13 protein-coding genes and 2 pseudogenes are annotated in these 24,140 nt (G+C 73.7%); 4 read left to right on the top strand and 11 right to left on the bottom strand.

Annotation, left to right across the window (positions count from 1 at the left end; genetic code table 11):
* Nucleotides 1-334 precede the first annotated feature (334 nt).
* Entirely contained in the window at nucleotides 335-1,819 is a 1,485-nt protein-coding gene (locus tag ABTZ58_RS27725; RefSeq protein ID WP_351362151.1) for an extracellular catalytic domain type 1 short-chain-length polyhydroxyalkanoate depolymerase, read from the top strand.
* A gap of 38 nt (nucleotides 1,820-1,857) precedes the next feature.
* Here the strand turns inward: ABTZ58_RS27725 and ABTZ58_RS27730 are convergent, their stop codons facing one another.
* The 4 genes and pseudogenes from ABTZ58_RS27730 to ABTZ58_RS40265 all read right to left on the bottom strand — a co-directional run bounded on the left by ABTZ58_RS27730 (nucleotide 1,858) and on the right by ABTZ58_RS40265 (nucleotide 5,822).
* Nucleotides 1,858-2,421: a snapalysin family zinc-dependent metalloprotease gene (locus tag ABTZ58_RS27730; protein WP_351362154.1), complete on the bottom strand. Its 564-nt coding sequence runs from the start codon at nucleotides 2,419-2,421 to the stop codon at nucleotides 1,858-1,860.
* Nucleotides 2,422-2,545: 124 nt separating this feature from the next.
* Entirely contained in the window at nucleotides 2,546-4,603 is a 2,058-nt protein-coding gene (locus ABTZ58_RS27735; RefSeq protein ID WP_351362156.1) for a glycosyltransferase, read from the bottom strand.
* A gap of 189 nt (nucleotides 4,604-4,792) precedes the next feature.
* Nucleotides 4,793-5,177: pseudogene (locus ABTZ58_RS27740) on the bottom strand (nuclear transport factor 2 family protein).
* 327 nt (nucleotides 5,178-5,504) lie between these two features.
* Complete coding sequence (locus tag ABTZ58_RS40265; RefSeq protein ID WP_502996135.1) at nucleotides 5,505-5,822, bottom strand: hypothetical protein; 318 nt, start codon at nucleotides 5,820-5,822, stop codon at nucleotides 5,505-5,507.
* 426 nt (nucleotides 5,823-6,248) lie between these two features.
* On the opposite strand from ABTZ58_RS40265, the gene ABTZ58_RS27750 reads away from it, so the two are divergent.
* On the top strand, nucleotides 6,249-6,959 hold the full coding sequence (locus ABTZ58_RS27750; protein ID WP_351362159.1) for a GAF and ANTAR domain-containing protein: 711 nt from the start codon (nucleotides 6,249-6,251) through the stop codon (nucleotides 6,957-6,959).
* Between the two features lie 49 nt (nucleotides 6,960-7,008).
* On the opposite strand, the pseudogene ABTZ58_RS40270 reads toward ABTZ58_RS27750, so the two are convergent.
* Together ABTZ58_RS40270 and ABTZ58_RS27755 are read right to left on the bottom strand one after the other, a co-directional pair.
* Nucleotides 7,009-7,119: pseudogene (locus tag ABTZ58_RS40270) on the bottom strand (dihydrofolate reductase family protein); the annotation flags it as partial.
* 18 nt (nucleotides 7,120-7,137) lie between these two features.
* Nucleotides 7,138-7,929, bottom strand: a complete 792-nt coding sequence (locus ABTZ58_RS27755; protein ID WP_351362162.1) for an SDR family NAD(P)-dependent oxidoreductase — start codon at nucleotides 7,927-7,929, stop codon at nucleotides 7,138-7,140.
* A 147-nt stretch (nucleotides 7,930-8,076) separates the two neighbouring features.
* On the opposite strand from ABTZ58_RS27755, the gene ABTZ58_RS27760 reads away from it, so the two are divergent.
* The gene (locus tag ABTZ58_RS27760; RefSeq protein WP_351362165.1) at nucleotides 8,077-8,733 is read left to right on the top strand and encodes a LysE family translocator; all 657 of its coding nucleotides are present in this window, start codon (nucleotides 8,077-8,079) and stop codon (nucleotides 8,731-8,733) included.
* A 68-nt stretch (nucleotides 8,734-8,801) separates the two neighbouring features.
* Nucleotides 8,802-9,227: a DUF6003 family protein gene (locus ABTZ58_RS27765; protein WP_351362168.1), complete on the top strand. Its 426-nt coding sequence runs from the start codon at nucleotides 8,802-8,804 to the stop codon at nucleotides 9,225-9,227.
* A 40-nt stretch (nucleotides 9,228-9,267) separates the two neighbouring features.
* On the opposite strand, the gene ABTZ58_RS27770 is transcribed toward ABTZ58_RS27765, so the two are convergent.
* The 5 genes from ABTZ58_RS27770 to ABTZ58_RS27790 form a co-directional block, all read right to left on the bottom strand.
* A complete protein-coding gene (locus ABTZ58_RS27770) occupies nucleotides 9,268-10,233 on the bottom strand; it encodes a YihY/virulence factor BrkB family protein (RefSeq protein WP_351362171.1) in 966 nt (321 codons plus the stop codon).
* 203 nt (nucleotides 10,234-10,436) lie between these two features.
* Entirely contained in the window at nucleotides 10,437-11,642 is a 1,206-nt protein-coding gene (locus ABTZ58_RS27775; RefSeq protein ID WP_351362174.1) for a glycoside hydrolase family 64 protein, read from the bottom strand.
* A 151-nt stretch (nucleotides 11,643-11,793) separates the two neighbouring features.
* Complete coding sequence (locus tag ABTZ58_RS27780) at nucleotides 11,794-19,152, bottom strand: non-ribosomal peptide synthetase (protein ID WP_351362313.1); 7,359 nt, start codon at nucleotides 19,150-19,152, stop codon at nucleotides 11,794-11,796.
* A 50-nt stretch (nucleotides 19,153-19,202) separates the two neighbouring features.
* Nucleotides 19,203-22,751 (bottom strand): type I polyketide synthase, encoded by a 3,549-nt coding sequence (locus ABTZ58_RS27785; RefSeq protein WP_351362177.1) that lies wholly within the window; start codon nucleotides 22,749-22,751, stop codon nucleotides 19,203-19,205.
* A complete protein-coding gene (locus ABTZ58_RS27790) occupies nucleotides 22,748-24,010 on the bottom strand; it encodes an MFS transporter (RefSeq protein ID WP_351362180.1) in 1,263 nt (420 codons plus the stop codon). Before ABTZ58_RS27790 ends, ABTZ58_RS27785 begins: the two co-directional genes overlap by 4 nt.
* Between the last annotated feature and the right edge of the window lie 130 nt (nucleotides 24,011-24,140).

The following is a 24,140-nucleotide window of genomic DNA, read 5'->3' on the forward strand; positions in this document are numbered from 1 at the left end:
TCGCGGTCTGCGTACAGGGATGCGCGGGAGGCTATGACGGCGATCCGCCGCGACCTATGGGCCCGGCGACCACCTTCCACCGCCACACCATGGGTGCCGGCGCCAGGGCGGCTCGCCAGCGGGGAGATCCTTCGCCCAGGTGCTCCGGCCCTACACGACCGGTCACCGACCGGGCCATAGAGCGCCGTCACACAGGTCCCCGCCACACATGGTGGTCCGGCCCATGTCGACGCCGGCGAGCGCGCCCCGATGATGCACGGCACGCCGGTCCTCCGGGCCTCTCCCGGACCGGCGACGCGAAGCGTTTCCCCCCACCAGGAGGCAGGCAGTCGTCATGGGACAGTCGCACACCGCGTTCCGCTTCTCCGGAAGCCGCCGCGTCATCGCAGGCGTACGCCGCTGGGTCACAGCCGTCGCCGGGGCTCTGGCCCTGACCGGCGGCCTGATCGCCGCGGGTCCGCAGGCATCCGCCGCGGGTCTCACCCAGGTCACCGGCTTCGGTACCAACCCCGGCAACCTCTCGATGTACACCTATGCGCCCGACGGGCTGCCGGCGGGCGCTCCGCTCGTCCTCGCGCTGCACGGCTGCACGCAGAGCGCCCAGGACTACTACGCCCACTCCGGCTGGCCGAAGCTCGCCGACGCGTACGGCTTCGCGCTGGTCTTCCCGCAGACGAGCGGTGCCAACAACGCCAACTCCTGCTTCAACTGGTTCGAGCCGGGCGACAGCGGGCGCGGCCAGGGCGAGGCCCTGTCGCTGCGGCAGATGGTCGACAAGGCCCTGACGCTGTACGGCGGCGACCCCCGGCGGGTCCACATCACCGGCCTGTCCGCGGGCGGCGCCATGACCGCGAACATGCTCGCCGCCTACCCCGACGTGTTCGCGGGCGGGTCCATCGCCTCCGGGCTGCCCGCGCGCTGTGCGAGCAGTGTGTCGGCGGCGTACACCTGCATGTACGGCCCGCCGGACAAGAGCCCCGCGCAGTGGGGGGACCTGGTGCGCTCCGCCGCCCCGGCCGGCACGGGATCCTGGCCGCGCGTCGCGATCTGGCAGGGCACCGCCGACACCACCGTCGTCCCCGCCAACGCCGGTGAGTTGCGCGACCAGTGGACGAACGTGTGGGGCCTCGGCCAGACCCCCTCACGCACCGAGAGCCTCGGCGCGGGCACCTCGCGAAGCGTCTACGACGACGCCTCGGGCCGTCCCGCCGTCGAGGTCTACTCGGTCTCCGGCATGGGGCACGGGCTCGCGGTCGACCCGGGCAGCGGCCCCGGGCAGTGCGGCAGCACCGGCACGTACTACCTCGACACCGTCTGCTCCAGCTACCACACCGCACGGTTCTGGGGACTCGACGGCGACGAGGGCAGCGGCGCCCTGCCCGCGCCCACGGGCCTGACGGTCACCCGGACCACCGACTCCGCCGTCTCCCTGAGCTGGCAGGCGGTCGACGGCGCCGCCTCGTACGTCGTCCACCGTGACGGCACGCGGGTGGGCACCACGACCTCGGCCGCCTACACCGACACCGGCCTGGCCACGGGCACCACGTACCGCTACAGCGTGGCGGCCGTGGACGCGGCGGGTGCGGCGGGCGGCGTCTCCCCGGTGGTGTCCGCGACCACCACCGGGTTCACACCCACCTGCCACACGGCCAGCAACTACGACCACACGGTCGCCGGACGGGCCTACCAGAGCGGCGGCAACACGTACGCCAAGGGTTCGAACCAGGCCATGGGGCTGTGGAACACGTTCACCCGCCACACCCTCAGGCAGACCGCGCCCGGCCACTACGTGGTGGACGACACCGGCTGCCCGGTCTGAGCAGCGCGGCGTCGTCCACCGGTGGGCAGCGGTGCGCGTCAGTCCACGACGAGCTCGGCGCGGAGGGCCGGGGACCGCCCGGCGAGGGCGCCGCTGAAGTTGCCTTCGACCTCCGCCTTCTCCGCCGCGTTCGGATACGGGTTCGTGCACGAAGTCCCCGCGCTGGAGCCGGACATCAGGCTGGAGCACGGTCCCGGCTTGCGGTCGGGCAGGCCCAGGATGTGGCCGAGTTCGTGGGACGAGATCCGGATCGTGTCGTAGCCCTGGTTCACGGCTTGGCGCCCGATGTAGACCGTGCCGTTGCCCAGGGTGGTGGGCAGGGCGCGCGGCCAGCCGTTGTCCGCCAGGACCCGGATGTTCGCGCGTTGTCCGGCGGCTACGGGCCGCAGTTCGACGGAGTCGACACTCGCGTTCCAGATCGCCGCGCCCCGGTCGACGGCGGCCTTGAACTCCGCGGCGCCGGCGGCGTCGTAGGTCAGGACCCGGGCGGCGAGGGGCGCCGCGGCCTGGCCGGGGGAAGCGGCCGCGGCCTGGCCGCCCGTCAGGGACAGGGTGATCAGACAGGCGGCGGCCAGGCCGCCGGTCAGCGTGCGCACGTGCATGATCGACCTCCTTGTGGGGGAAGGGCAGTCGTGCTCATGACATTCACGGTGCTCACTGCCCAGCGGCGAGCGAGCTGAATCCGTCAATTCGCGCAATGAACCACCGTGCCCGGCCGGGGGAAGGTCAGTTCAGGAGCCCTCGGACACGCCGGCGCAGGGCGGCCGCCGGCCTGACCGGCGCCACGCGCAGCACCAGGGCGCCTTGTGCGGCGTGCGGCAGGGGTTTGGCGTAGTAGGGGCGGCCGAGCCGGGAGGCGCGGAACCAGTGTGTACCGGTGAGGGTTGGCGTGGGCGGGACGGGAATCCGGCCGCTCGGGTCGTCCGCGCCGTGCGCTGTTCCGGTTGTGAGGGTCAATGTCCAGCGTCCCGGGGGCAGTTCCCTGACCGGAAGCCGGGCGGTGAAGACGGTGTGGCCGTCGGCCGGGGCGAGGCGCAGGGGCGTCTCCCGCACCCGTCCGGTGCCGTCCTCCGCTCGTAGCGTCATGGCCTCGGGGTTGCGGGCGGCTTCGGCAGTCAGGCGTCCGCCGACGACGAGCGTGCCGGGGGCGGTCGGGTCCCAGGCGACCTGGGTCACGCGGCAGGGCGGTTCGACGGGCGTGGGCCGGATCTCCACGGAGAGGTTGCCGTGCGGGGTGAAGAAGGGCCGCGCGGTGACGGGGTCCCGCCCGTGCCGGGAGGCGGCCGGCAGCTCTCGCGGGGGCGGTTCCGCCCGGCGGCCGTCGCCGTCCGTCCGGGCCTGCCGGAGCCTGACGGTCCGGGCGACCCCGTCGGCGCGCACCTCCAGGTGCAGGTCCCAGACGCCCTCGCCAAGCGGGGCGCCGGCGTCCACGGTGCCGAGGTCCAGGACGGCGGTGAAGTCGCCTGGCGGCTCCGCGTTTTCGCCCGGCCGCGCGTCGAGCCGGTGCGGGACGGCGCCGACGATCACGGGCAGGCGGAGGTCGGGGTGTGGGCCGCCGCGCGGGCGCAGGATCAGGCGGGTGGTGGGCTCCAGCGGGCCGAGGGACTCGATGCGGGCGTGGCCCGACAGGCGGAGTCGGCCGCCGGCGCCCGTCCATGCCGCTTCGGTCAGTTCGTGGTGGACCGGCAGCCTGTCCGTGACGTCGAAGCAGGCGTCCGGTACCGCCTTCGCGGGGTCCCGGAAGAAGGGATGGAGCCAGTAGACGCGTCCCTTGTCGACGACGTGGCCGCGCGTCTCGTCCTCCTCGGCGTGCCGGGCCACGGTCATGAGGTCCTCGTACCGGTCGGCGCGCAGGAGGTGGACGATCAGCCGGTCGGGCGGGGCGATCCGCTGGAACACGCCGTCGGTCACGTAGCGCACGGCCCACTCCCGGAACTGCGGGTAGAACCGCTCCCGCGCCTCCCGCTCGTCCTCCCGGGGCAGCAGGGCGCGCAGGGGGCCGCACAGTTCCCACTCGACGTGGCGGCGCATGATCTGGTCCCGGCGCGGGCCGGGTTCCACGTAGCGGGCGACCGTCTCGAAGCACAGCCGGGTGCCGTCCATGCGGTGGACGAGGCCGGCGGCGGTGCGGGTGAGGTTGTTGCCGTTGCCGCGGTCGCGCGAGTAGTAGCAGTCGTAGTCGGCGACCACGGAGATGCCGTCGGCGTTGAGGTAGGCCGCGGCGGTGAACGGCTTGTCCTCGCAGTTGCGGTACGGCGGGAAGCGCAGCCCCAGCCGCTCGATCAGGGAGCGCCGGAACAGCTTCCAGCAGCCCAGGGTGCGGTAGGCGAGGGAGGAGAAGACGTCGGTGCGGGGCTGGTTGTGCGAGAAGACGGCCGTCGGTACGGCCCGTCCGCCGACGGACACCATCTTGCCGAGGACGACGTCGGTGCGGTTCTCGTCCGCCATCGCGACCATGCGGCGCAGGGCGTCGGGGCCCAGGTAGTCGTCGGAGTCGAGGAAGAAGACGAAGTCGCCGGTGGCCAGGTCGAGGCCGGTGTTGCGCGGGGCTCCGGCTCCTTTGCTGTTGGCCTGGTGGACCACGCGCAGGTTGGAGCAGGTGCGGGCGAGCCGGTCCAGTTCGTCCGCAGTGCCGTCGGTGGAGCCGTCGTCGATCGCGATGATCTCGGTCCGGTCCGGGCCGAGGGTCTGTTCCATGGCGGAGGTGACGCACGTGGTCAGCTCCGGCATGGAGTTGTACGCGGGAATGATCACGCTGACGCGCGGCGGGGTGGTACGCGACATGATCACTCCCGGGCCGGTGCTTTCCGGTGGTGGAGGCCGTCGGGTGCCGGCCGCTCCTCACGCCGAGTCTCCGACGGGGCTCGGTGGCGCCGCCCGGCGTGCGGGGTGCTCGTTACGCCGTCGGGGGTACGAACCACCGGTTCGGGCGTGCCGGGCACCGGGCGGCGGCCGGTCCGGGCGGCACCTTCGCTAGTCGCTCTCGGGCGGGACGGGAGTGGCCTGGTGGTAGTACAACCGCCAGCCCGTGCCGTCACCCGGCTTGCGCCAGAGCGAGCTGCGGCGCGCCCGTCCGCCGTCGAGCAGCGTCTCGTACGTGAGGTGCACCAGCCCGGGGGCGAGGGCCACGCCCCTGATCTCCGACGGCCGGTAGCGGGGGCCCTCGTCCGAGCCGCCCGCTGTCCGGCAACGCGGCGAGCAGTTGCTCCCTGGTCCACCGCCGGCCGGAGGCACCGACCTCGACGAACTCGGGGTCCAGCAGTTCCGCCGCCTGGGATCGCGCGGCCCTCACCCGGGGGTCGACGAGCCGCAGTTCGGCCGCGATCGCCTGGCTGACGTCATCTGTCGCACTGTTCATGCGCACATCGTCACCGGATGCGCCGACCCCGCCGCAACCGGATTCCGCCGGGCCTTCGGCAGGGGCCACGGCCGGGGCGGGAAGCGCGATGGCCCACGCCCGCTCGGCGGCGTCGCGGGCTGCTGCCGGGGGCATAGCGCGGGTCCGGGCGAGGGCGATGCCCTGGCCGTGGACGAGGAGGTCGCGGAGCGGCTCCTGGGGTCCGCACGGCACCCGCCTGACCGAACTCGCCGAGCAGGCGCCGCCGGTCCGGTGCCCGCCGGGTTCCGGTCGCGGACGGACCGCACGGACCGCCGGCGGACGCATCGCCCGAGGACGGGAACGGGGTCACAGGGTAGTGGCTCGGTAGAGGTACAGCAGCTCGTGGTACTCCACGAGCTGCCCTCCATCAACGCGCAGGGCGTTGACCGCCTTCTTCGACCCGTTGCCGCCGATCCGGTCGTCGAGGAAGGAGGCCAGGGTGTACTGCGCCGAAGCGGAGCGGTCGAGTATGGCCCTGCGCAGCTGCGGGCCGCCGCCCGACGTCTCGAACTGCTCGCTGCGCCGGTCCGCGCGGACGGCCCCGACGATCGGCACCGCCGGCTCCGGGAAGCCGGTCAGCAGCAGGAGCGCCGACACGCGGTGGCCGGCGAGCGCGTCGCACACGGCCGTGGGGGTGAGCGCGCGGGCTGTCGAGTTCGAGCACGGGACCGGCTGCTTCTACGAGCCGTCCCACAGCCCGAGCCGCATGCCAGGCGGGTGAACCCCCGGCCCGGCGGGCTGCACTGGTCGGCGCTGACGGCTCGCCCGGAGAGGAAGCGGAGCCGCGTGCCGTCGGTGGGCATCGACCCCTGAGCACTCCGGGCCCTGCCCCAGGGGTGCGCCGACGGCACCTTGTGCGGTGGTCACCCGAGGTCGAGGAGTCGCGAGCCCGCCGCCCTGTGGCGGGCCCGGGCGGTGCCCAGGCGCTCGGCGGCGGTCCGCCCCGGCACCCCGAGCCGTGGTCCGGCGGCATCGCCCCGGCCGGGCTGGGTACCTCGCCCGCATGGTCTTTCATGAACACGAGCGGTTCCCGGCGTACGGGGAGGCCGGATGACCGCCGCGGACAAGGCGGCACGGATGGTCGTCGAATCCGCGGCGAACGCGCCCGCCGAAGAGGTGCCGCGACGGGTGTGCGAGGCCGTGTGCGAGGGGCTCGGCATGGACGGAGCCACCCTCGCGCTGCTCACGGACACCCCTTCCCGGCAACTGCTCGCCGCGTCGGACGACGCCGCGCTCACGCTGGAGGACATCCAGTTCACCCTGCTGGAAGGACCCTGCATCAGCGCCGCGCGCAGCGGTGAGCCCGTGGCGGTGCACGACCTGCGCCACGACGTCACGCCGTGGCCCCTGTTCGGCGCGACCCTGCGCGAGAGACTGCCCCGGGTCGTGTCCGTGTACGCCCTGCCCCTCTTCTTCGGCGACTACGTCCTCGGCACGGTCGACCTGCTGGCGCTCCGGCCCCACGCGCTCGACGAGGAGGCGCTGGAGCAGGCCTCCGGCGTGGCCGACGCGGTGACGGCCGCCCTCATGACGACCCGCGAGATGCTCCTCACCGGATCGCGGGCACCGGCCTGGGAACCGCAGGACGTCGTCCGTGCCCACTGGTTCGACACGGCGCGTGCCGTCGGCGCCCTGGTGGCGCGGCAGGGGATCAGCCAGGAGGACGCGCTGGCCCTGATGCGTGCCGAGGCTTTCCGCACCGGCAAGCCGCTGGCGGACATCACCACGGACATCCTGCGCGATCCGCCCAGACGGCCATAGGGAGCCTCCGCCGCCGGGCCGGGCCCTTGCACGGTGGCGTGCTCTCCCGTCACAGGACGTCGTAGGTCAGATGCGTCGCCGTGGTCGTCGGGACGACGCTCCGCTGCACCAGGGTGCGGGACGCGCCGCCACTGAAGAGGGGCGTTCCGGCGCCCAGCACCCGATCCCCCGCCCGGACTCATCGCTCGGGCCGGAGCGCCTGGTGGAATCCGGTGCTGACGGCGGTGAGGCCGCCGTCGACGACCAGGGTGGTGCCGGTGATCCAGGACGCGTCGGACGAGGCGAGGAAGGCGACCGCCGCCGCGATGTCCTCCGGCTCGCCGACCCGGCCCAGCGGGTACAGCCCGCGCACCGCCTCCAGGTCCTCGTCGCGGCCCTCCCAGGCGCTGGTGCGCACCGTGCCCGGCGCGACCAGGTTGACACGGACGCCACGGCCGGCGGCGTGCCCCGCGAGCGTGCGGGTGAGGGAGCCCAGGCCTGCCTTGGCCGCGCTGTAGGCGTGGTTGCCGAAGTCCTGCAGGCCGTTGACCGAGCCGATGGAGACGATCGCGCCGCGGCCTGAGGCGGCCAGGTGCGGCAGTGCGGCACGGCAGCAGCGGTAGGCGCCGGTCAGGGTGACGTCCAGGTCGCGGGCCCACGACTCGTCCGGTCCGTCCTCGAAGAGGGGCGCGTCGGGCGAGCAGTGGGCGGCGCAGTTGACCAGCACGTCGAGCGAGCCGAACGCGTCCACGGCGTGGGTGACGGCGGCCTCGACCGCCTCCCGGTCGGCCACGTCGCACGCGATCCCCTCGGCGTGCAGCCCCGCCTCGCCCAGTGCCCGCGCGGTCCGGGTCGCCGCCGCCGGGTCCCGGTCGGCCACCAGGACCCGCGCTCCCTCCCGTGCCAGCCGCCGCGCGGTGGCGGCGCCGATGCCGCGGGCCCCACCGGTGACCAGTACCCCGTACCCCTCGAAACGTCTGGTGTCCGTCATGCGCCGACCGTACAAGCCCGCGGGCGAGGCCGGTTCCGGGAGCGCGGGCCGGGCCTGTCGTTCGGCAACGGCATGTCCATGCTGCCCGTCCAAGATGGGGGTACTCGACCCGGCCGTCACCTCACGGGCGGCGAGCGGAGGCTTCGGATGACGGTCGACCTGGTCGGTTTCCTCGGTGTGGTGCTGGTCGCCTATGTGGTGCCCGGGCCCGATTTCCTCGTCGTCGTCAGATCGGCGGCGGAGGATCCCTCGAAGGGCAGGGCCGCGGCCCTGGGCGCCCAGACCGGGCTGTGTGTGCACATGCTGGCCGCTGCCGCCGGGCTGTCGGTGGTGGCCACGCGCTCGCCGCTGGTGTTCGACGGGATCCGGCTGCTGGGTGCGGCCTATCTCGTTTTCCTCGGTGTACGGGCCGTGCTGGCGGCCCGCCGGGCCGCACGGGAGCACACCCGTGCGCCCGGTCCGGCGGAGCCGGCGTCCGCTGCGGCTCCGGCGGACGGGTCGGGGCCGGGGCGCCGACGGGCGGCTTTCACGCAGGGGTTTCTCACCAACGTGCTCAATCCCAAGGCAGCGCTGTTCTTCCTGAGCGTGCTCCCCCAGTTCGTCGACGGCGACGCCTCCGTGGCGCGCCAGATCTTCCTGCTGGGCGTCCTGGACATCGTGATCGGCGTCGGGTACTGGTTCGCGCTCGTGGGCGTCGCCGCGCGGCTGCGTGCGGTGCTGGCCAGGCCGCGGATCCGGCACCGGTGGGAGCTGGGCACCGGCTGGCTGTTCATCGCCATCGGTGTCACGGTCGCAGCCGTGTGAACCGGGCGGTAATCCGGGCGCGGCGGGGTAAGGGGACGTCGATCACATCCCGTTGGAAGGAGCCGAGGATGACCGACGACGCCTACCTGTTCCTGCTGGACGACCCGTCCGTGCCGCTCGGGGTGGCCCCCGCCGCCGTCGGTGATGTCGCGTGCATGGAGACGCCCGCGGTGCGTGCCTGGCTGGACGCCCACGGCAGCGCGCCGACCTCCCCGCAGCTGCGCCTGCTGCCGCCGGAGGAGACGGCGGCCGTGCCCGAGGAGGCGGAGCGGCTGCCCGTGCCGCTGAGCGACGAGGAGCTGAGCCGGGTGCGTCACCGGATGGCGCCGGAGTCGCTCGCCGGGATCGAGGAGGAGCTGCTGGCCTACCGCGACTGCGCGGACGGCCGGGACGGTCTGATCGGACGGGCGCTGGCCGCCGGTGTGCCCCCGCACCGCGTCGTCGAGCTGACCGGCGTGGATCCCGCGACGGTGACCGCGGCGGCCGGCCGCTGAGGGCCGGGGTCCAGGCGAGCGGCCCGCGTCCGTCCTCCCCTCACCTGCCCGGCCCGGGATCCGGCCGGACGGCTGAGGTGATGCCGGCGCGGGCCGCTTCCAGCTGGGCGGCGAAGGCGATGCCCAGAAAGAGGGCGACGGCGGTGAGATTGGCCCACAGCAGCAGCGCGATGAACGCGGTGAGCGGCCCGTACACGGCGCCGAAGGCACCGCTCTCCTCGACGTAGAACGCGAGCAGCCAGGTCGCCGACACCCACAGCAGCAGGTGCACGGCCGAGCCGAAGGCCAGCCAGGTGTAGCCGGGCTGGACGCGGCGGGGTGACCAGCGGAAGATCACGGCGGAGGCGATCCAGGCGAGCGCGAGTCCCACGGGGATGTCGAGCACGCCCCACCACGGCAGGGCGCTGTCCTCCCAGCCGGCGGTGTCCGCCACCGCGTCGCCCACGGCCTCGCCGGCGACGAGCACGACGAAGCCGAGGCCCAGGGGCAGACCGGCGGCGAGCGCGAGCAGGATCGCCCGCCCGTACTTGCGCGGGAAGGGCCGGTCGCGCTCGATGCCGTAGATGCGGTTGGCGCCGCGTTCGATCTGGCCCATCGCCGAGGCGAGGTTCAGCAGGGCGAAGCCCAGGCCGAGGCAGAGCGCCACGGTGCCCCAGACGTCGCCGTGTGCGGTGCGCCGCGTCCCGTCGAAGGCGTCCTGGACGATCTCCGCGCTGGCGCCCGGCACGATCCGGCCGAGGGTGAGCTCGACGACCCGGCCCACGCCCTCGGTGTGCGCGGACGTGGCGAGTCCGACGAGCGCCACCGTGCAGGGCACCAGTCCGAGGACCACCTGGAAGGCGAGGGCCCGTGCGTTGGTGAACCCGTCGGCGTAACGGAACCGGGCGAAGGAGTCGATCAGCAGCCGCAGTCCCCCGTAGTGGCGCAACGCGGTGAACGCCTCGTCTCCGGAGAGCTCCTCCCCGATCATGTCCCGGGTCTGGGGGACGTGGACGGCAGTTCCCATGGCGTGGACGCTCCCTGGTCGTACGGCTGCTCCCTGTGCGGTTGCCCCGTAAGCCTTCCCGTGCGACCTCGGAGTTCCGACGACTTGGCGGGCCGGTCCCCCGGTTGCGCCCCCGCGTGTCCCTGACACCCTCGATGCCCCCGCCGCAGCGCACGGCAGATGGCCGGCTGCGCCTGCGGCGAGGGCACTGCAGGAACGGGACGTCAGTTGAGGGGGTCGAGGGTGAGGTAGGCCTGGCGCGGGTTGCCGTCGTGGACGAGGGACTCGTGGTGGCCCACGTCGTCGAAGGCGAACGCGTAGGCCTTGCCGTCGGCCATCTGGGCGTGGATCTTGCGGGCGTAGTGGTTGGTGACGTTGTCCTGGTAGAAGGCGGCGGAGCTGGTGTCCGGCTGGTTGGGGTTGGTCAGGAGCGTGGATCGGTTGAAGCCGGCGCACAGGGTCCGGGAGATCGGTCCGCGCACCTGGTCGTTGGGCGCGTCGAGCAGCCGGTGGCAGCCGAAGACGGAGGACGCGTCAGGCTTCTGGAAGCTGGTGACGACGGCGTCGGCGCTGTTGGTGAAGTTCATGACACCGCCGGAGACGCGGCCGTAGTACTTGGTGCCCGGCTGGTCGGCGAAGGGGGTGACCGTCAGCGTGGAGGTGGAGTACTTCTGCCAGACACGGTTGATGTAGTCGTCCATGACGTTGGCGGGCAGCGCGCCGGTCTCCAGGCCGTACAGCGGCGACAGGGCACGCAGGACGGTGCCGTCGGAGCGGGTCTGGATCAGGTTGGCCCAGCCTCCGGGCTGCCCCCTCAGGGCGTTGAAGAAGCCGTTGTAGCCGCCGGGCTTCAGCCGGCCGGTGGTCGCGGTGGTGCCGTCGGAGCGCTGCACCCCGACCGCGTACGGCACGGAGAACATGTCGACCTGGGTGCTGTTGATCCACAGCCCGGAGTCGTTGAGCGTGTACTCCGACCAGTTGAACAGGATGTTGCGGTTGGGGTCGGTCGGGTTCTGCACGGCGGGCTGGACGAGGCCGCCGGTGGTGAGCTTGAAGACCAGTTTCTGGCCGTAGGAGAAGTACACCCGGCCGGAGAACTTGGGGAGGCGGATGGTGGTCGACTGTCCCGCGGCCGGGCCGGGGATGGAGGCGTCGGGGGCGGGCGTCGGGGGGTTTCCGCCCGCGGGCCAGGGGTGGAAGGTGCCGTTGGCGTCGGCCCAGCCCTGGCGTCCGGTCGCCAGGTCCGTTCCGAGGTTGTAGATGTACACCTGCTCGCCGCGGGCCGAGTTGTTGGTGATCTTGAAGGGGATGGTCGCGGGGACCGCGGCGTGGGCCGGTGTGCCTGTTCCGGCCATGAGCAGGGAGCCGGTGAGGGTCGCCGCCAGGGCGAGGCCCATGGCTCTGACCCGGTGTCCGAGTGTCCGTAGCACGCTCTGTCTCCATTCGACGAGTGGGGCGTTCCAGGAGTTTTTGAGAGCGCTCTCAGAGTTGCGCTTTGGTCCGGACCTGTCAATGGCTTGAACCATGCCGTGGTGGAGGTGCGCCGGTGTCGGCGCACCTCCGGGCGGCGGCGCGGCGGGGTCAGTCCTCCGGTGCCCCGTCGGTCTCCTCACGCAGGAGGCCGACGTAGTCGCGGGTCCAGCCCTCGATCGTGGCGCGGTCCCACAGGTCGGACGAGTACTCCACGAAGCCTCGCAGTTCGTCGCCTGCCGGGACGAGGCCGAAGGTCAGTTCCGTGCGGGCGGCGGCAGGGGCGAGATCCTCCACGGCCGTGGTCAGGCCGGGCAGTTCGACCTCGGCGTCCAGGGAGCTCTGGTAGGCGAAGCCGACGTCGAGCCGGTCCGGCACCTCGGTGCCGGTGCGCTCCCTCAGGGCGGGGGCGATCCGGCGCACCGGCAGGGCGTGGTCCATGCACTCCACCGCCGTGCGGGCCAGCCGGTCCGTCAGGGCGGTGAACGGACCGGCGGCCCCGTCCCGCACGGGCAGGGCGAACCCGGTGATCGTGCAGGCCAGCAGGGACTCGAACGCGCGGCGCTCGCGGTTGGCGTAGGAGACGTTGAACACGACGTCGGCCTGTCCGGACTTGCGGGCCAGCAGCCGGCCCAGGGCCGCCGCCGTGACCACGAACGGTGTCGTGCCCCGCCCGCGCGCCAGTCGCTCGACGGCGGCCCGCACCTCGGCCGGCACGGTGAAGGGCACGGCTCCGCCCCGGCCGCTCGGGGTGTCGGGCCTGGGACGGTCCAGGGGCAGCCCGACGGTGAACGGCACCGAGTCGAGTTCACGCAGCCAGAACTGCACCTTTCGCTCCTCGGCCGCCTCGTCGGCCCGCTCCCGCTGCCAGCGGGCGTATGCCACGGGCTGGCACTCCACCTCCGGCAGCGGGTCGGGCTCGCCCTGCCGGGCGGAGCCGTAGAGGGCGGCGAGTTCCTTCAGCAGCAGGCTGACGGACCAGCCGTCGCAGGCGGAGTGGTGCAGGACCAGAAGCAGGACCCAGCTGTCGTCGCCGGTGCGCAGGAGGCGCAGGCGCATCGGCGTCCCGCGGGTGGGGTCGACGGGTGTCTCGGTGGCCTCCGCGCTCGCCCGGTCGAGGGCGGCCCGTCGTTCGGGTGCGGGCCGTGCGGTGAGGTCCTCCAGGGGCAGGTGCACGGGGCCCGGCCGCAGAACCTGCTGCTCCCAGCCGTCAGCGACCGCCGCGAGGCGGGTGCGCAGTCCCTCGTGCCGCTCGACGAGCCGGGTCAGGGCGGTGCGCAGGGCCGGTACGTCCAGGGCGCCGGTGAGGGTGATCCGCAGGGCGACGTTGAAGACCTGGGGCAGTCGGTGGTCGGCGTGCACCGTGGCGAAGCGCGCCTGCTGGAGGGTGGCGGGTGCCCGGCGCTCGACCGCACCGGGGACGTCGCCGGGCTCGGGTGCCGCATCATCCGGCGCCGCCGCCGCGGCCGCCGTGGTCAGGTGGGCCGTCATGGCCCGCAGGGTGGGCTCCTGGTAGAAGCTCAGCATCGGATACTCGGTGCCGAACTCCTCCCGGACCTGGTTGACCAGCCGCATCGCGGTGATCGAGTGACCGCCCAGGTCGAAGAAGGACGCGTCCGCCGTGAGGGCGTCGGCGTCGATGCCGAACTCGGCCGCCCACAGCGACCGCAGGCGCCGTTCGACGTCCGCCGGGTGACCGGCCGGCGGCTCACCGGTGGTGACGGGAGCAGGGGCGGGCGCCGGGGCCGTGGAGACGAGGTCGGGTGCCGGCAGCGCGGAGCGGTCCAGCTTGCCGTTGCCGGTCACCGGCATGGCGGGCAGGATCCGCCAGGCGCGCGGCACCAGGTACTCCGGCAGACGGGCCGCCAGTTCCCCGGCCAGCAGGTCGGCGCACGCCTGCCGGCCGTCGGCCGCCGCTCCGACCGGGTCGGCGGGCACCGCGTAGGCCGCGAGGTAGGCCTCGCCGTGGTCGTTGCGGCGGGCCAGGACGGCCGCCTCCCGCACGGCGTCCAGGGAGTTGAGGACGTGGGAGACCTCCTCCGGTTCGACCCGGAAGCCCCGGATCTTCACCTGGTCGTCGACCCGGCCCCGGAACTCCAGCGCCCCCTGAGCGGTCCAGCGGACCAGGTCGCCGGTGCGGTACCTGCGGGCGTCGGGGGCGCCGTCCGGGTCCGGCGTGAAGCGCTCGGCCGTCAGCCCGGGGCGGTGCAGGTAGCCGAGGGCCACACCGGGGCCGCCGACGTGCAACTCCCCCACGGTTCCCACCGGCACCGGGCGGCCGGAGACGTCGAGGACGCTCAGCGTCACGTTGTCGACGGGGCGTCCGATCGGGATGGGCGCGTCGGGCTCCGGGACCGGGTCGACCGTCTGCGTGGTGCACAGCACGGTGGTCTCGGTCGGCCCGTACACGTTCACCGTCTCGTACGGCGCCTCGGGCCGCGGCCGGGCGCGCAGGACATCGCCGCCGAGCAGCAGCTGACGCAGCGGCGGCTGGTCGGCCGGGGGCAGGCGCAGGACCTGTTCGCCGAGGGCGGTGGGGAGGATGGAGAAGGTGACGCCCTGCTCGGCGTACCAGCGGGCCAGGGCGAGGGGATCCCTGCGCAGGTCGTCCCCGGCGATCGTCACCGACGCGCCCCCGGTCAGCGCCGGCCAGATCTCCAGCAGGGAGGCGTCGAAGCTCTGGCTGCACACGGCTGCGCTGCGGTCGGCCGGGGTGAGCGCGAAGCGGCGGTGCTGCCAGGCGCACAGGTCGACGATCCCGCGGTGCGGCACCACGACGCCCTTGGGAGTGCCGGTGCTGCCGGAGGTGTAGAGCACGCAGCACGCGGAGGCCGGGCCGATGGCGGGCGGAGTGCTGCCCGGCGTCCGGCGTGGCGTCGCGTCGGGCGGCAGTACGGTCACCGCTCCGGGCAGCGTCAGGACGGCGGCCGCCTCCGGCGTGGACACCACGACCCGGGCTCCGCACTCGGCGATGACCTGCTCGGCCCGGGCCCGGCCGAGAGACGGGTCGAGCGGCACGTAGGCGCGGCCCGCCTTCAGTACGGCGAGCATGGCGACCACGAGGCCGGCGGAGCGCGGCAGCCACAGCGCCACCGGCGACTCCTCGTCCGGGGCGAGCCGTTCCCGCAGGGCGGCGGCCAGCCGTCCGGCCTGTTCGTCCAGTTCGCGGTAGGTCAGCCGGCGGTCGCCGCCGACGACGGCGGTGCTGTCGGGCTGGGCGGCGGCCCGCCGGGAGACCAGCTCGTGGACGGTGCTGTCCGCGACCGGGCGGACCGGGCCGTGCCGCCAGGACGGTGGTACGGGGTCGCTCTCGGCCGCGGTCGCCACGGGGTCCGGGGCGAGCCGTGACAGCGGTGCCTCGGGCGTGTCGGCCGCCGCCGCGAGGAGGTCCCGGAACGTCGCGAAGAACCGGTCGACGGTGCGCCGGTCGAACAGGTCGGTGTTGTACTCCAGATGGCAGCGGATGCCGTCCGGCTGGTCGGTGAAGTAGACGGTGAGCTCCGTCAGGGACTTGTCGGGCCCGGCGTCCAGCGGGGTGGCCTCAATGCCGGGCAGGTCGAAGCGGAACGGTTCGGCGCGCTGGAACTCGGCGAACGCCTGGAACACCGGAGTCCGGTCGACCGCCCGGTCCGGGGCGAGTTCGCGCACCACCTGCTCGAAGGGCACGCGGGCGTGGTCGTACGCGTCGAGAGCGACCGTGCGCACCCGGTCGAGCAGGGTGGCGAACGCCGGGTCGCCGGACAGGTCCAGACGCAGGGCGAGGGTGTTGACGAAGAACCCGAGCAGGTGCTCGGCCCGCTCGGGCCGGTCCGAGAACGGGGTGCCCACGACGAGGTCCGTCTGGCCGGTGACCCGGTGCAGCATCGCCGCGTATCCGGCGAGCAGGGTCATGAAGAGGGTGCTGCGCCGGGCCCGGCTCATCTCACGCAGCCGGTCGGAGAGTTCGGGGTCGAGGGTGTGGAACACGGCCCGGCCGTGGGAGGTCATGACGGCGGGGCGCGGCCGGTCGGCGGGCAGCGCGAGGACGGGCAGCTCACCACCGAGGGTCCGGCGCCAGTACGCCAGCTCCTGCTCGGTCTCCGGGCTGTGCGCGGACGCGGCCAGTTCCCTGGCGTGGTCGGCGTAACTCCAGGTGAGGGCCGGGAGGCCGGGGGGCGTTCCGTCGCGTTCGGCCCGGTAGAGCGCGGACAGGTCGCGGGCCAGGACGGTGGCCGAGGCGGCGTCGATCACGATGTGGTGCAGGGACAGGACGAGGACGTGCTCCGCCTCGGCCGTCCTGACCAGCCGGGTGACGAACAGCGGGCCGTTCGCCAGGTCGAAGCGGCGGCCGCTCTCGGCCGCCAGGACGTCGCGCAGGGTGTCCTCGGGCGCGTGGGTGGCGTCCACGACCTCGAAGTCGGGCTCCGCCGTGGCCCGTACGACCTGCCGGGGCTTCCCTGCCCGGTCCTCGAAGACCGTGCGCAGGCTCTCGTGGCGGGCGACGAGGCCGCGCAGGGCCGCGCGCAGGGCCGGCACGTCGAGGGGACCGGCGAGACGGATCGCCTTGATTTCGTTGTAGGCGGTGCGTCCGGGCAGCAGGCGCTCCAGGAACCAGATGCGTTCCTGACCGGGTGTCAAGGGAGCGTCGCCGGACGTGGAGCGGGCGGGTGCGGGGGCCCGGGGCGGCGAGCCGGGCGTGTCCCCGGGGCCGTGGTGCCGGCGGTCGTAGTGCCGGCGGAGCGCGTCCAGGCGCGGGAGTCCCTCGCGCAGCCGGTCCGCGTCGACCCCGAAGTCGACGAGGGCGACGATCTCGTCGGCACCGGCGGCCGTGACCGCGTCCACCACGGGGCGGACGCTGTCGGCCGTGCCGATCAGGGCGCGCTGGTCGCAGTAGCGGCCGTAGGCCCGGCGGAAGACCGCCTCCAGGTCGTCCTCGCTCAGGGCGGCCAGGTCGATACTGTGCCCGAGGCTGTTGGTGACGCCGCTGAACACGGACAGGGAGGCCCGCATGTAGCGGGACAGCGGCTCGTACGCCTCCGTGCGCGCGGTGTCGTGGTCTCCGGCGAGATAGGTGTGCAGCAGGACGGCCACCCGCCCGGCGTCCGGGTCCAGGCCGTGCCGGGCACGGGTGCGCCGGTAGCGCGCGATGTTGTCGCCGAGCTGCTGAACTGTCTGGGTCATCAGGTTGGTGACGATGCCCAGGTCGTGGCGGGCGGCGAGCTCGAAGGAGGCGGGGTTGCCGACGACCGCGGTGTACAGGGGCGGGGCGTCCTGCACCGGCCGCGGGAAGAGCTTCACCTCGGTCTGGCCGTCGCCGCCGGCCCGGCGCAGGGACTCGCCGCGCCACAACTTCCGTACGTCCGCGAGCTGTTCGTACATCAGCTCCTTGTGCCGGCCGAACCGGTCGGGGAAGAAGACGAAGTCGTTGGCGCTCCAGCCGCCGGCGACGCCGATGCCCACGCGTCCGCCGGAGAGGTTGTCGACCATCGACCACTCCTCGGCGACCCGGATCGGATCGTGGAGCGGCAGGACGACGGAACCGGCGTTGAGGCGGATGCGCCCGGTCTCCCGGGACAGCGCGGCGGCGAGCACCGCCGGGTTGGGGAAGAGACCGCCGAAGGAGTGGAAGTGGCGCTCGGGCATCCACAGCGCGTGGAAGCCGTGCCGGTCGGCGAACCGGGCGATCTCCATGAGGAGTTCGTACTGGCCGTGGCGGGGGGCGGGGGTGTCCTGCGGGTAGTCGCCGAAGAAGTAGACGCTGAAGTCGGGGGTGCGCGCGGGCGGTCGGCCCGCCGGGGCCGGGCCGGGGTCGGTCTTCACGGCGGCGGCGTTCCAGGCCATGGAGGCCACGGGGGCGGGTTCCGCCGTGGGTGGCACCGAAGATGTCGCTGGGGGTGCCGCTGGGGGTGTCACTGGAGGTGCCGCCGGAGGCGCCACTGTAGGTGACGCTGCGCGGGTCGGCGCGGGTGACGCTGCGCGGGTCGGCGCGGGTGCGGCCGGGGCCCGTCCCAGGGCGACGGCCTTCCCGCCCGGGAAGAACCCCGCCGACCGCAACTCGCGCAGCGACTCCCGCACGGCGTCCGCCACGAACTCGATGTCACCGTCCGAGTGGGCGGTGGACAGGAAGAAGTTGCGCCACTCCCAGACGTGCACGCCGCGCAGCATCAGGTGGTGGTAGAGGAGCTCCATGTCGGCGCGGTGCTCGAAGCGGAACTGGGAGCCGAAGTGGCTCATCCGCAGCGGGTACTCCTCGGCCTCGAAGAAGCCGTTGAGCGTCGCGGCCAGTTCCGCGGTGCGCGCGTTCAGCCGCTCCTGGAGACGAGGGCTGTGCTCCTTGAGGTGGGCCAGGACGGCACGGGCCGCGACCATCGACACCGGGTGCTGGATGTACGTGCCGCCGAAGAAGGTCGTGTCGGCGGGCGGGTAGCTGTCGTCGCCGTAGGACCAGTAGCCGCCGTCGACGCCGTCCATGATGTCGGCACGGCCCGCGATCGCGCCGATGGGGAAGCCGCCGCCGAGGAGCTTGCCGTAGGTCGCCAGGTCGGGTGTGACGCCGTACAGCTCCTGCGCGCCGCGCGGGGCGGGGCGGAAGCCGGTCAGCATCTCGTCGAAGAGCAGGACGATGCCGTGGCGGCGGGTCAGCTCGCGCAGCTTGCGGACGAACTCGACCGGCTGCAGCGACGGGTGTCTGCTCTGCACCGGCTCCACGACGACCGCGGCGATGTCGCCGGCGTGCCGGGCGATCGTCTCCAGGGCGGTGTCGCTGCCGTAGTCCAGGACCAGCAGGTCGGAGACGGCGCTGCGCGGTATGCCCCGGGAGACCGGGACGGTGAGCTGCTCGGTGCCGCTGCCCGAGGCGCGGCCCAGGACGTTGTCGGCGTGGCCGTGGTACGCGCCGAGGAAGGTGACGATCTTGTCGCGGCCGGTGGCGGCCCGGGCCAGGCGGATGGCGGCCGAGTTCGCCTCGGTGCCGGAGTTGGCGAAGGCCACGCGCTCCAGTCCGGTGAGCTCGGCGAGGAGTTCCGCCGCCTCGCCGGTCTCGACGTTGCGGGGGCCGAGCTGGATGCCGCGGGAGAGGTGCTCGCGGACGGCCTCGGTGACGAAGTCCGGCTCGTGGCCGAAGAGGAGGACACCGAAGCCCATCGTGATGTCGACGTACTCGTTGCCGTCGACGTCCTCCAGGCGCGCGCCGCCGGCCCGGCGGCCGGCGATCGGGTAGAGCATCTCCTTCGTGGCGCTGCGGAAGCCGACGACGGCACGGCTGTCGGCCAGGACGCGGCGGTGGCGCTGGGCGATCCGCTTGGAGGTCGGCGTCTTCGCGGTGTAGCGGCGGACCAGGTCGGCGAGGTGCTCCTGCTGGGAGTGGGGCGAGGCGTCCCGCACCATGCCGGAGGTCCTGGTGACCGACACGCGGGGGCCGTGGACGCGGGGCGTTTCCGGGGCGGCGGCCGCGCCCATCTGCTCGCTGATGCGCCGGGAGAGCTCCGCCATCGCCGCCAGGTCCCGGTCCAGGGCGGCGGACACGCCGTTCAGCCCGCTGCTCACTTGGCCACCGTGCCGTTGTGGCCGTTGACGCCGTTGAGCTGGGCCGTCGCCGCGGCGGTCTGGAGCGCGAGAAGCTGGGAGAGCTGGGACATCATCTGCAGCTGTATCTGGGACAGCTGCTGGATCTTCTGCGCCAGATCCTCCAGTTCCTGCCGGGTGGCGTACGCGGGAGCCGGCGCGGCCGGCGACGCGGGCTCGGAAACCGGCGCCGTGACGGGCGGCTTGACGAGCGGGGCGGCGGGCGGGGTGAGGGCCGGGGGGTACGCGGCAGCCGACGGTGCCGCGGGCGCGGCGGGCTCGGGAAGCGGCGGGGCGGCGGGCGGTGCCGGCTCGGGAGCGAGCCGAGGGGCCTGTCCGGCAGCGGGACCGGAGTTCACGGCGTCGGAGGACGCGGGGTCCACGGCGTCGAAGGACGCGGGGTCCACGGCGTCGGAGGACGCGGGGTCCACGGCGTCGGAGGACGCGGGGTCCATGGCGTCGGATGAGGTGGTGGCCTGTGGTGGCCCGGGTCGCTCCGCTCCTGACTGCGGTGGCTCGGCCCCGGCGTCCGGCGTGCGCGCGGCGATGAACTCCGCGAGCCGCCGCGGTGTCCCGGTCTCCTCCAGCAGCTGCCGCATGGTCACCTTGACGCGGTGCTGCTGCTCCAGTTCCCGCAGCACGCTGATCATCTGCAGCGAGTCGGCACCCAGGTCGAAGAAGTTCGCGTCGTTGTCGATCGCCGACGGATCCCCGCCGAGGTGCCGGGCGGTCGCCTCGACGATGCTGTGCAGTACCCGCGCGACCACTGCCTCTTGCTGAACCACGTCGGTTCCCCTTCTCACTGCTCTCGCTGTTCTCGCTGCTGTTCCCGTGCCGGGGGCCGCCGGCCGCGGCCCGGTCCAGTGGTCCTGGTGCTGGAAGCGGTAGCCGGGCAGCGGGACGCGCCTGCCCCCGCTGCCGGCCAGGAGCGTCTCCCAGCCGAGGTCCGCTCCGGCGCAGTGCAGTGCCGCGGCCGCGCCCCAGAGCGTGTCGAGCGCGGCGCCGCGCCGCAGGGACGGCACCGCCGGTACGCCGGGCAGCGCACGGCGGGCCAGGCCGCTGAGGGTGGTGTGCGGTCCGATCTCCAGCAGGAGGCCGGGCCGTTGTCCGGCCAGGCCGCGCAACGCCTCGTCGTAGCGGACGGGCCGGCGGGTGTGCCGCAGCAAGTGGTCCGTGCCGGGGATCCATCCGGGCGGGCGGGTCGCACCGTCCAGGGCGCTGACGAGCGGGATCCGCACCGGGCGGAACTCCACCTCGCCGAGGGCCTTCCGGAACTCCTCCAGCATCGGTTCCATCAGGGCGGTGTGGAAGGCGCGGGTCACCGGCAGCCGCCGGCCCGGTGTGCCGCGCTCGTCCAGCAGGGCGCAGGCCCGGTCGACGGCCGCGACGGGCCCGGCGAGCACCTGGGCGCGGTCTCCGTTGCTGACGGCCGGTTCCAGTCCGGGGATCTCGGCGGCCAGCGCGAGGGCGGCGGCCCGGTCGAGCGGCGCGGCCACCATCGCGCCCGGCGCGCAACGCTGCCGCATCAGCCGGCCGCGCGCGGTGGTGAGGCGCAGTCCGTCCTCCAGCGACAGGGCTCCGGCCGCGTACAGCGCCGCGTACTCGCCGACGCTGTGCCCGGTCACGACGGACGGCGCGACGCCCGTGTCGTGCCACAGCCGGACGAGGGCGCACTGCAGGGCGAACAGCGCGGGCTGTGCGATGTCGGTGTCCGCGACGGGGCTCTCCCCCGGCGCGCCCGGGGGGTGCTCGGTGGTCAGCGCGGCGAGCAGCGAGTCGCCCGTGAGGTCGCGGTGGTGGCGCTCGCAGACGTCGAGGACCTCGCCTGCGGCGGGGAAGCGCGCGTGCAGGGCGGCTGCCATGCCGGGGTACTGGCTGCCCTGGCCGGTGAACTGGAACGCCACGCGCAGCGGGCCCTCCGCCGGTGCCGTGCCCGAGGTGACGGGCGCTGGGGCGGTGCCGGCGAGCCAGGCGTCGAGGGCGTCGGCGAGGGCCCGCGGGGTGGCGCCGCGGGCCGCGAGCCGGTGGCGGCCGTGGGCGCGCCCGACGGCGGCGGTGGTGACGAGGTCCGCCGGGTGCGGTGCAGGAGGCCGGCGTAACCGGTCGCGGAAGGCGCGGGCGTTGGCGGCGAGGGCCTGCGGGCTGCTTCCCGAGACGAGCAGCACGTCCGGAGGCGGGAGCGCGGCGGTCCTGGGCGCCGGTTCGGGGGCCTGTTCGAGGATCAGGTGGACGTTGGTGCCGCCGACACCGAGTGAGGTGAGGCCCGCCCGGCGCGGCACGTCACCGGCCGGCCAGGGCCGGGCGGTGCGGGGGATGTAGAACGGGCTGCCGTCCAGGTCGAGCATGGGGTTGGGCCGGGTGAAGTTCGCCATCGGCGGGATCACGCCGTGGCGCAGTACCAGCAGGGCCTTGACCAGGCCCGCGAGTCCGGAAGCGGCGTCCAGGTGACCGATGTTGGCCTTGACCGAGCCGAGGGCGCAGTAGCCGGTGCGGTCGGTGTCCTCGCGATAGGCGCCGGCCGCACCGTCGAACTCGATCGGGTCGCCCTTGAGGGTGCCGGTGCCGTGGGTCTCCAGGTAGCCGATGGTGTCCGCGCCGACGCCGGCCCGCCGCAGGGCCTGCCGGACGGCGGCGCGCTGCCCTTCGGCGCTGGGGGCGGCGTACGCCGTCTTGCCGGCGCCGTCGTTGGCGATGCCCCAGCCGAGGACGACGCCGTGCACGGTGTCGCCGTCGGCGACGGCCCTGCTCAGCCGTTTCAGCACGACCGCCAGCACGCCCGTGCCACCCACGGTGCCGTCGGCGTCCGCGTCGAAGGCCCTGAGACGGCCCGACCTGGACAGGATCGAGCCCTTGACGTAGCGGTAGCCCAGGACCTGCGGCACGTGGACGGCGGTGGCTCCGACGAGGGCGATGTCGCAGTCGTCCATGAGCAGTGCCTGGGCGGCCGCCTGCACGCCGACCAGGGAACTGGAGCAGCCCGTCTGGATGTTGACGGCGGGGCCGGTCAGGCCCAGGCGGTAGGCGACGCGGGTGGCGGTGAAGTCGGCGTAGTTGCCGATGATCGTCTGCATGCCGGTGGGCCAGTCGGACGGGGGCCGGCTGGGCAGGACGTTGTTCAGCAGGTAGTTCTGCAGGGTGTACAGGTGGTAGCCGGTGCTGGCCCAGACGCCGACCCGGGTGCCGTTCCGCTCCGACGGGTAGCCCGCGTTCTCCAGGGCGTGCTGGGCGCATTCCAGGAACAGGCGCTGCTGGGGGTCGGTGATCCGGGCCTCGTGGGGGCTCATCGCGAAGTGCCGGGCGTCGAAGCCGGCGAGGTCGTCGAGGACGCCGGAGGCCCCGACGAAGTCCTCGGCTCCGTACTCCTCGGCCGGGACGCCGGCGGCGGCCAGTTCCTCGTCGGTGAAGCGGGTGATGCGGTCGGTGCCGTCCCGGACGATCCGCCAGAGGTCCTCGGGCGTGTCGGCGCCGGGCAGCCGGAAGGCCATGCCGATGACGGCCATGCGCGGGTCGGGAGTGTGCGTGCTCATCGGCCGTGTCCTTCCGTCACCGCGGGCCGGTCAGGTCCGGGCGGTTGGTCCGGCGGAGCGGGCGTTTGCCTGACGCGCAGGGTCAGCAGCAGGAACAGCGCCCCGCACAGGACGATGGCGAGGCCGTGGAAGGCGGCCACCACCTGCAGCGGCGAGAAGCGCTCCAGGAGGGCGCCGCTGACGAGCATGCCCAGGCCGAAGCCGGTGTTCTCGGCCGAGGCGGAGAGCCCGAAGAGCCGGCCGCGCTGCTCGTCCGGGGTGTTCTGCAGCCGCGAGACGTAGACGGTCTCGGTGAATCCGTCGGCGGCTCCGGCGACGAGCGCGGCGATGACGGCGGGCACGGTCGGCAGGCCGCTGAAGACGACGATGAACCCGGCCGACATCACACAGGCGCCGAGCGCGAAGGCCCGCTCCCCCGGGGTCCGCCCGGTCTTCTTCGTGACGCGCCCGATCACCTGCTGGGCGACGATGTTGCCGAGCGCCCACGTGGCCCAGAACTGGCTGATGAACGTGGCCGGATGGTCGGGGTCGAGGCTGCTGGAGTAGAGAGGCAGGGCCACGTTGTGGGACGAGGAGCCCAGCCCGTCCACGGCCCGGACCGCGATCATCGCCATCAGCAGCGGGGCCGTGGCCAGCAGCATCCGCACCGTCCAGCGCGGGGGTCCGGCGGCGGGTGCGGAGCCGCCGCCCTGCGGGTCCTCGGCCGCCCGGGTGCGCACGGGAAGCAGGAACAGCACGGTGGCGGAGACCAGGAAGGTCGCCGCGTCCAGGGCGAACGCGGCGGAGTAGCCGAGTTGGGCCACGACCACGCCCGAGGAGGCGAAGCCGGCGATCATGGCGAGGGAACGCCCCGTGACCAGGAGCCCGTTGGCCCGGACCCGGTGCTCCGCCCCGACGATCTCGGGGATGCTGCTGCGCAGGGCGACCTGGGAGAGCGTCGAGCAGCCGCCCGTCACCACGGCCAGGACGTAGAGCAGTCCGGGGCGCACACCGTCCGGGGCGAGCAGCAGGCTCAGCAGGGCCACGGCCTGGCACAGATCGGCGCCGACCATCAGGCGCTTGCGGTCGTGGACCGAGACGAGCCGTCCGCTGATCCAGCCCGAGACGACGCTGGTCGCCAGGCGCACGGCCATGAAGAGGCCCGCGGCGAGCGCGCTGCCGGTGGCGTCGTAGACGAAGACGTTCAGCGCCACCATGTTCAGGTAACTGCCGTACGCCGAGATGCCGTTGCCCAGGACGAGCAGACGGAAGTACTTCATGCGCCTTCCCCTGGTCTGCATGAAGGGTGTGACCATCGCGGGCCCGGGACCGGACCGCCCCCCTTTGGTTCGCCACCCAAGCAGAATCGATCAGGCGTGTTCAAGGCATGACGGTGGTCCATACAACTTC

The organism is Streptomyces sp. NPDC094143 (genome assembly GCF_040303825.1).
Classification (GTDB): Bacteria; Actinomycetota; Actinomycetes; order Streptomycetales; family Streptomycetaceae; genus Streptomyces.

What these genes read in the sequence shown, in the direction of transcription:
- ABTZ58_RS27785 (WP_351362177.1), bottom strand. Translation starts at nt 22,751, where the DNA reads ATGAGCACGCACACTCCCGACCCGCGCATGGCCGTCATCGGCATGGCC.
- ABTZ58_RS27790 (WP_351362180.1), bottom strand. Translation starts at nt 24,010, where the DNA reads ATGAAGTACTTCCGTCTGCTCGTCCTGGGCAACGGCATCTCGGCGTAC.
- ABTZ58_RS27765 (WP_351362168.1), top strand. Translation starts at nt 8,802, where the DNA reads ATGACCGACGACGCCTACCTGTTCCTGCTGGACGACCCGTCCGTGCCG.
- ABTZ58_RS27770 (WP_351362171.1), bottom strand. Translation starts at nt 10,233, where the DNA reads ATGGGAACTGCCGTCCACGTCCCCCAGACCCGGGACATGATCGGGGAG.
- ABTZ58_RS27730 (WP_351362154.1), bottom strand. Translation starts at nt 2,421, where the DNA reads ATGCACGTGCGCACGCTGACCGGCGGCCTGGCCGCCGCCTGTCTGATC.
- ABTZ58_RS27725 (WP_351362151.1), top strand. Translation starts at nt 335, where the DNA reads ATGGGACAGTCGCACACCGCGTTCCGCTTCTCCGGAAGCCGCCGCGTC.
- ABTZ58_RS27750 (WP_351362159.1), top strand. Translation starts at nt 6,249, where the DNA reads ATGACCGCCGCGGACAAGGCGGCACGGATGGTCGTCGAATCCGCGGCG.
- ABTZ58_RS27735 (WP_351362156.1), bottom strand. Translation starts at nt 4,603, where the DNA reads ATGTCGCGTACCACCCCGCCGCGCGTCAGCGTGATCATTCCCGCGTAC.
- ABTZ58_RS27755 (WP_351362162.1), bottom strand. Translation starts at nt 7,929, where the DNA reads ATGACGGACACCAGACGTTTCGAGGGGTACGGGGTACTGGTCACCGGT.
- ABTZ58_RS27780 (WP_351362313.1), bottom strand. Translation starts at nt 19,152, where the DNA reads ATGGCGGAGCTCTCCCGGCGCATCAGCGAGCAGATGGGCGCGGCCGCC.
- ABTZ58_RS27760 (WP_351362165.1), top strand. Translation starts at nt 8,077, where the DNA reads ATGACGGTCGACCTGGTCGGTTTCCTCGGTGTGGTGCTGGTCGCCTAT.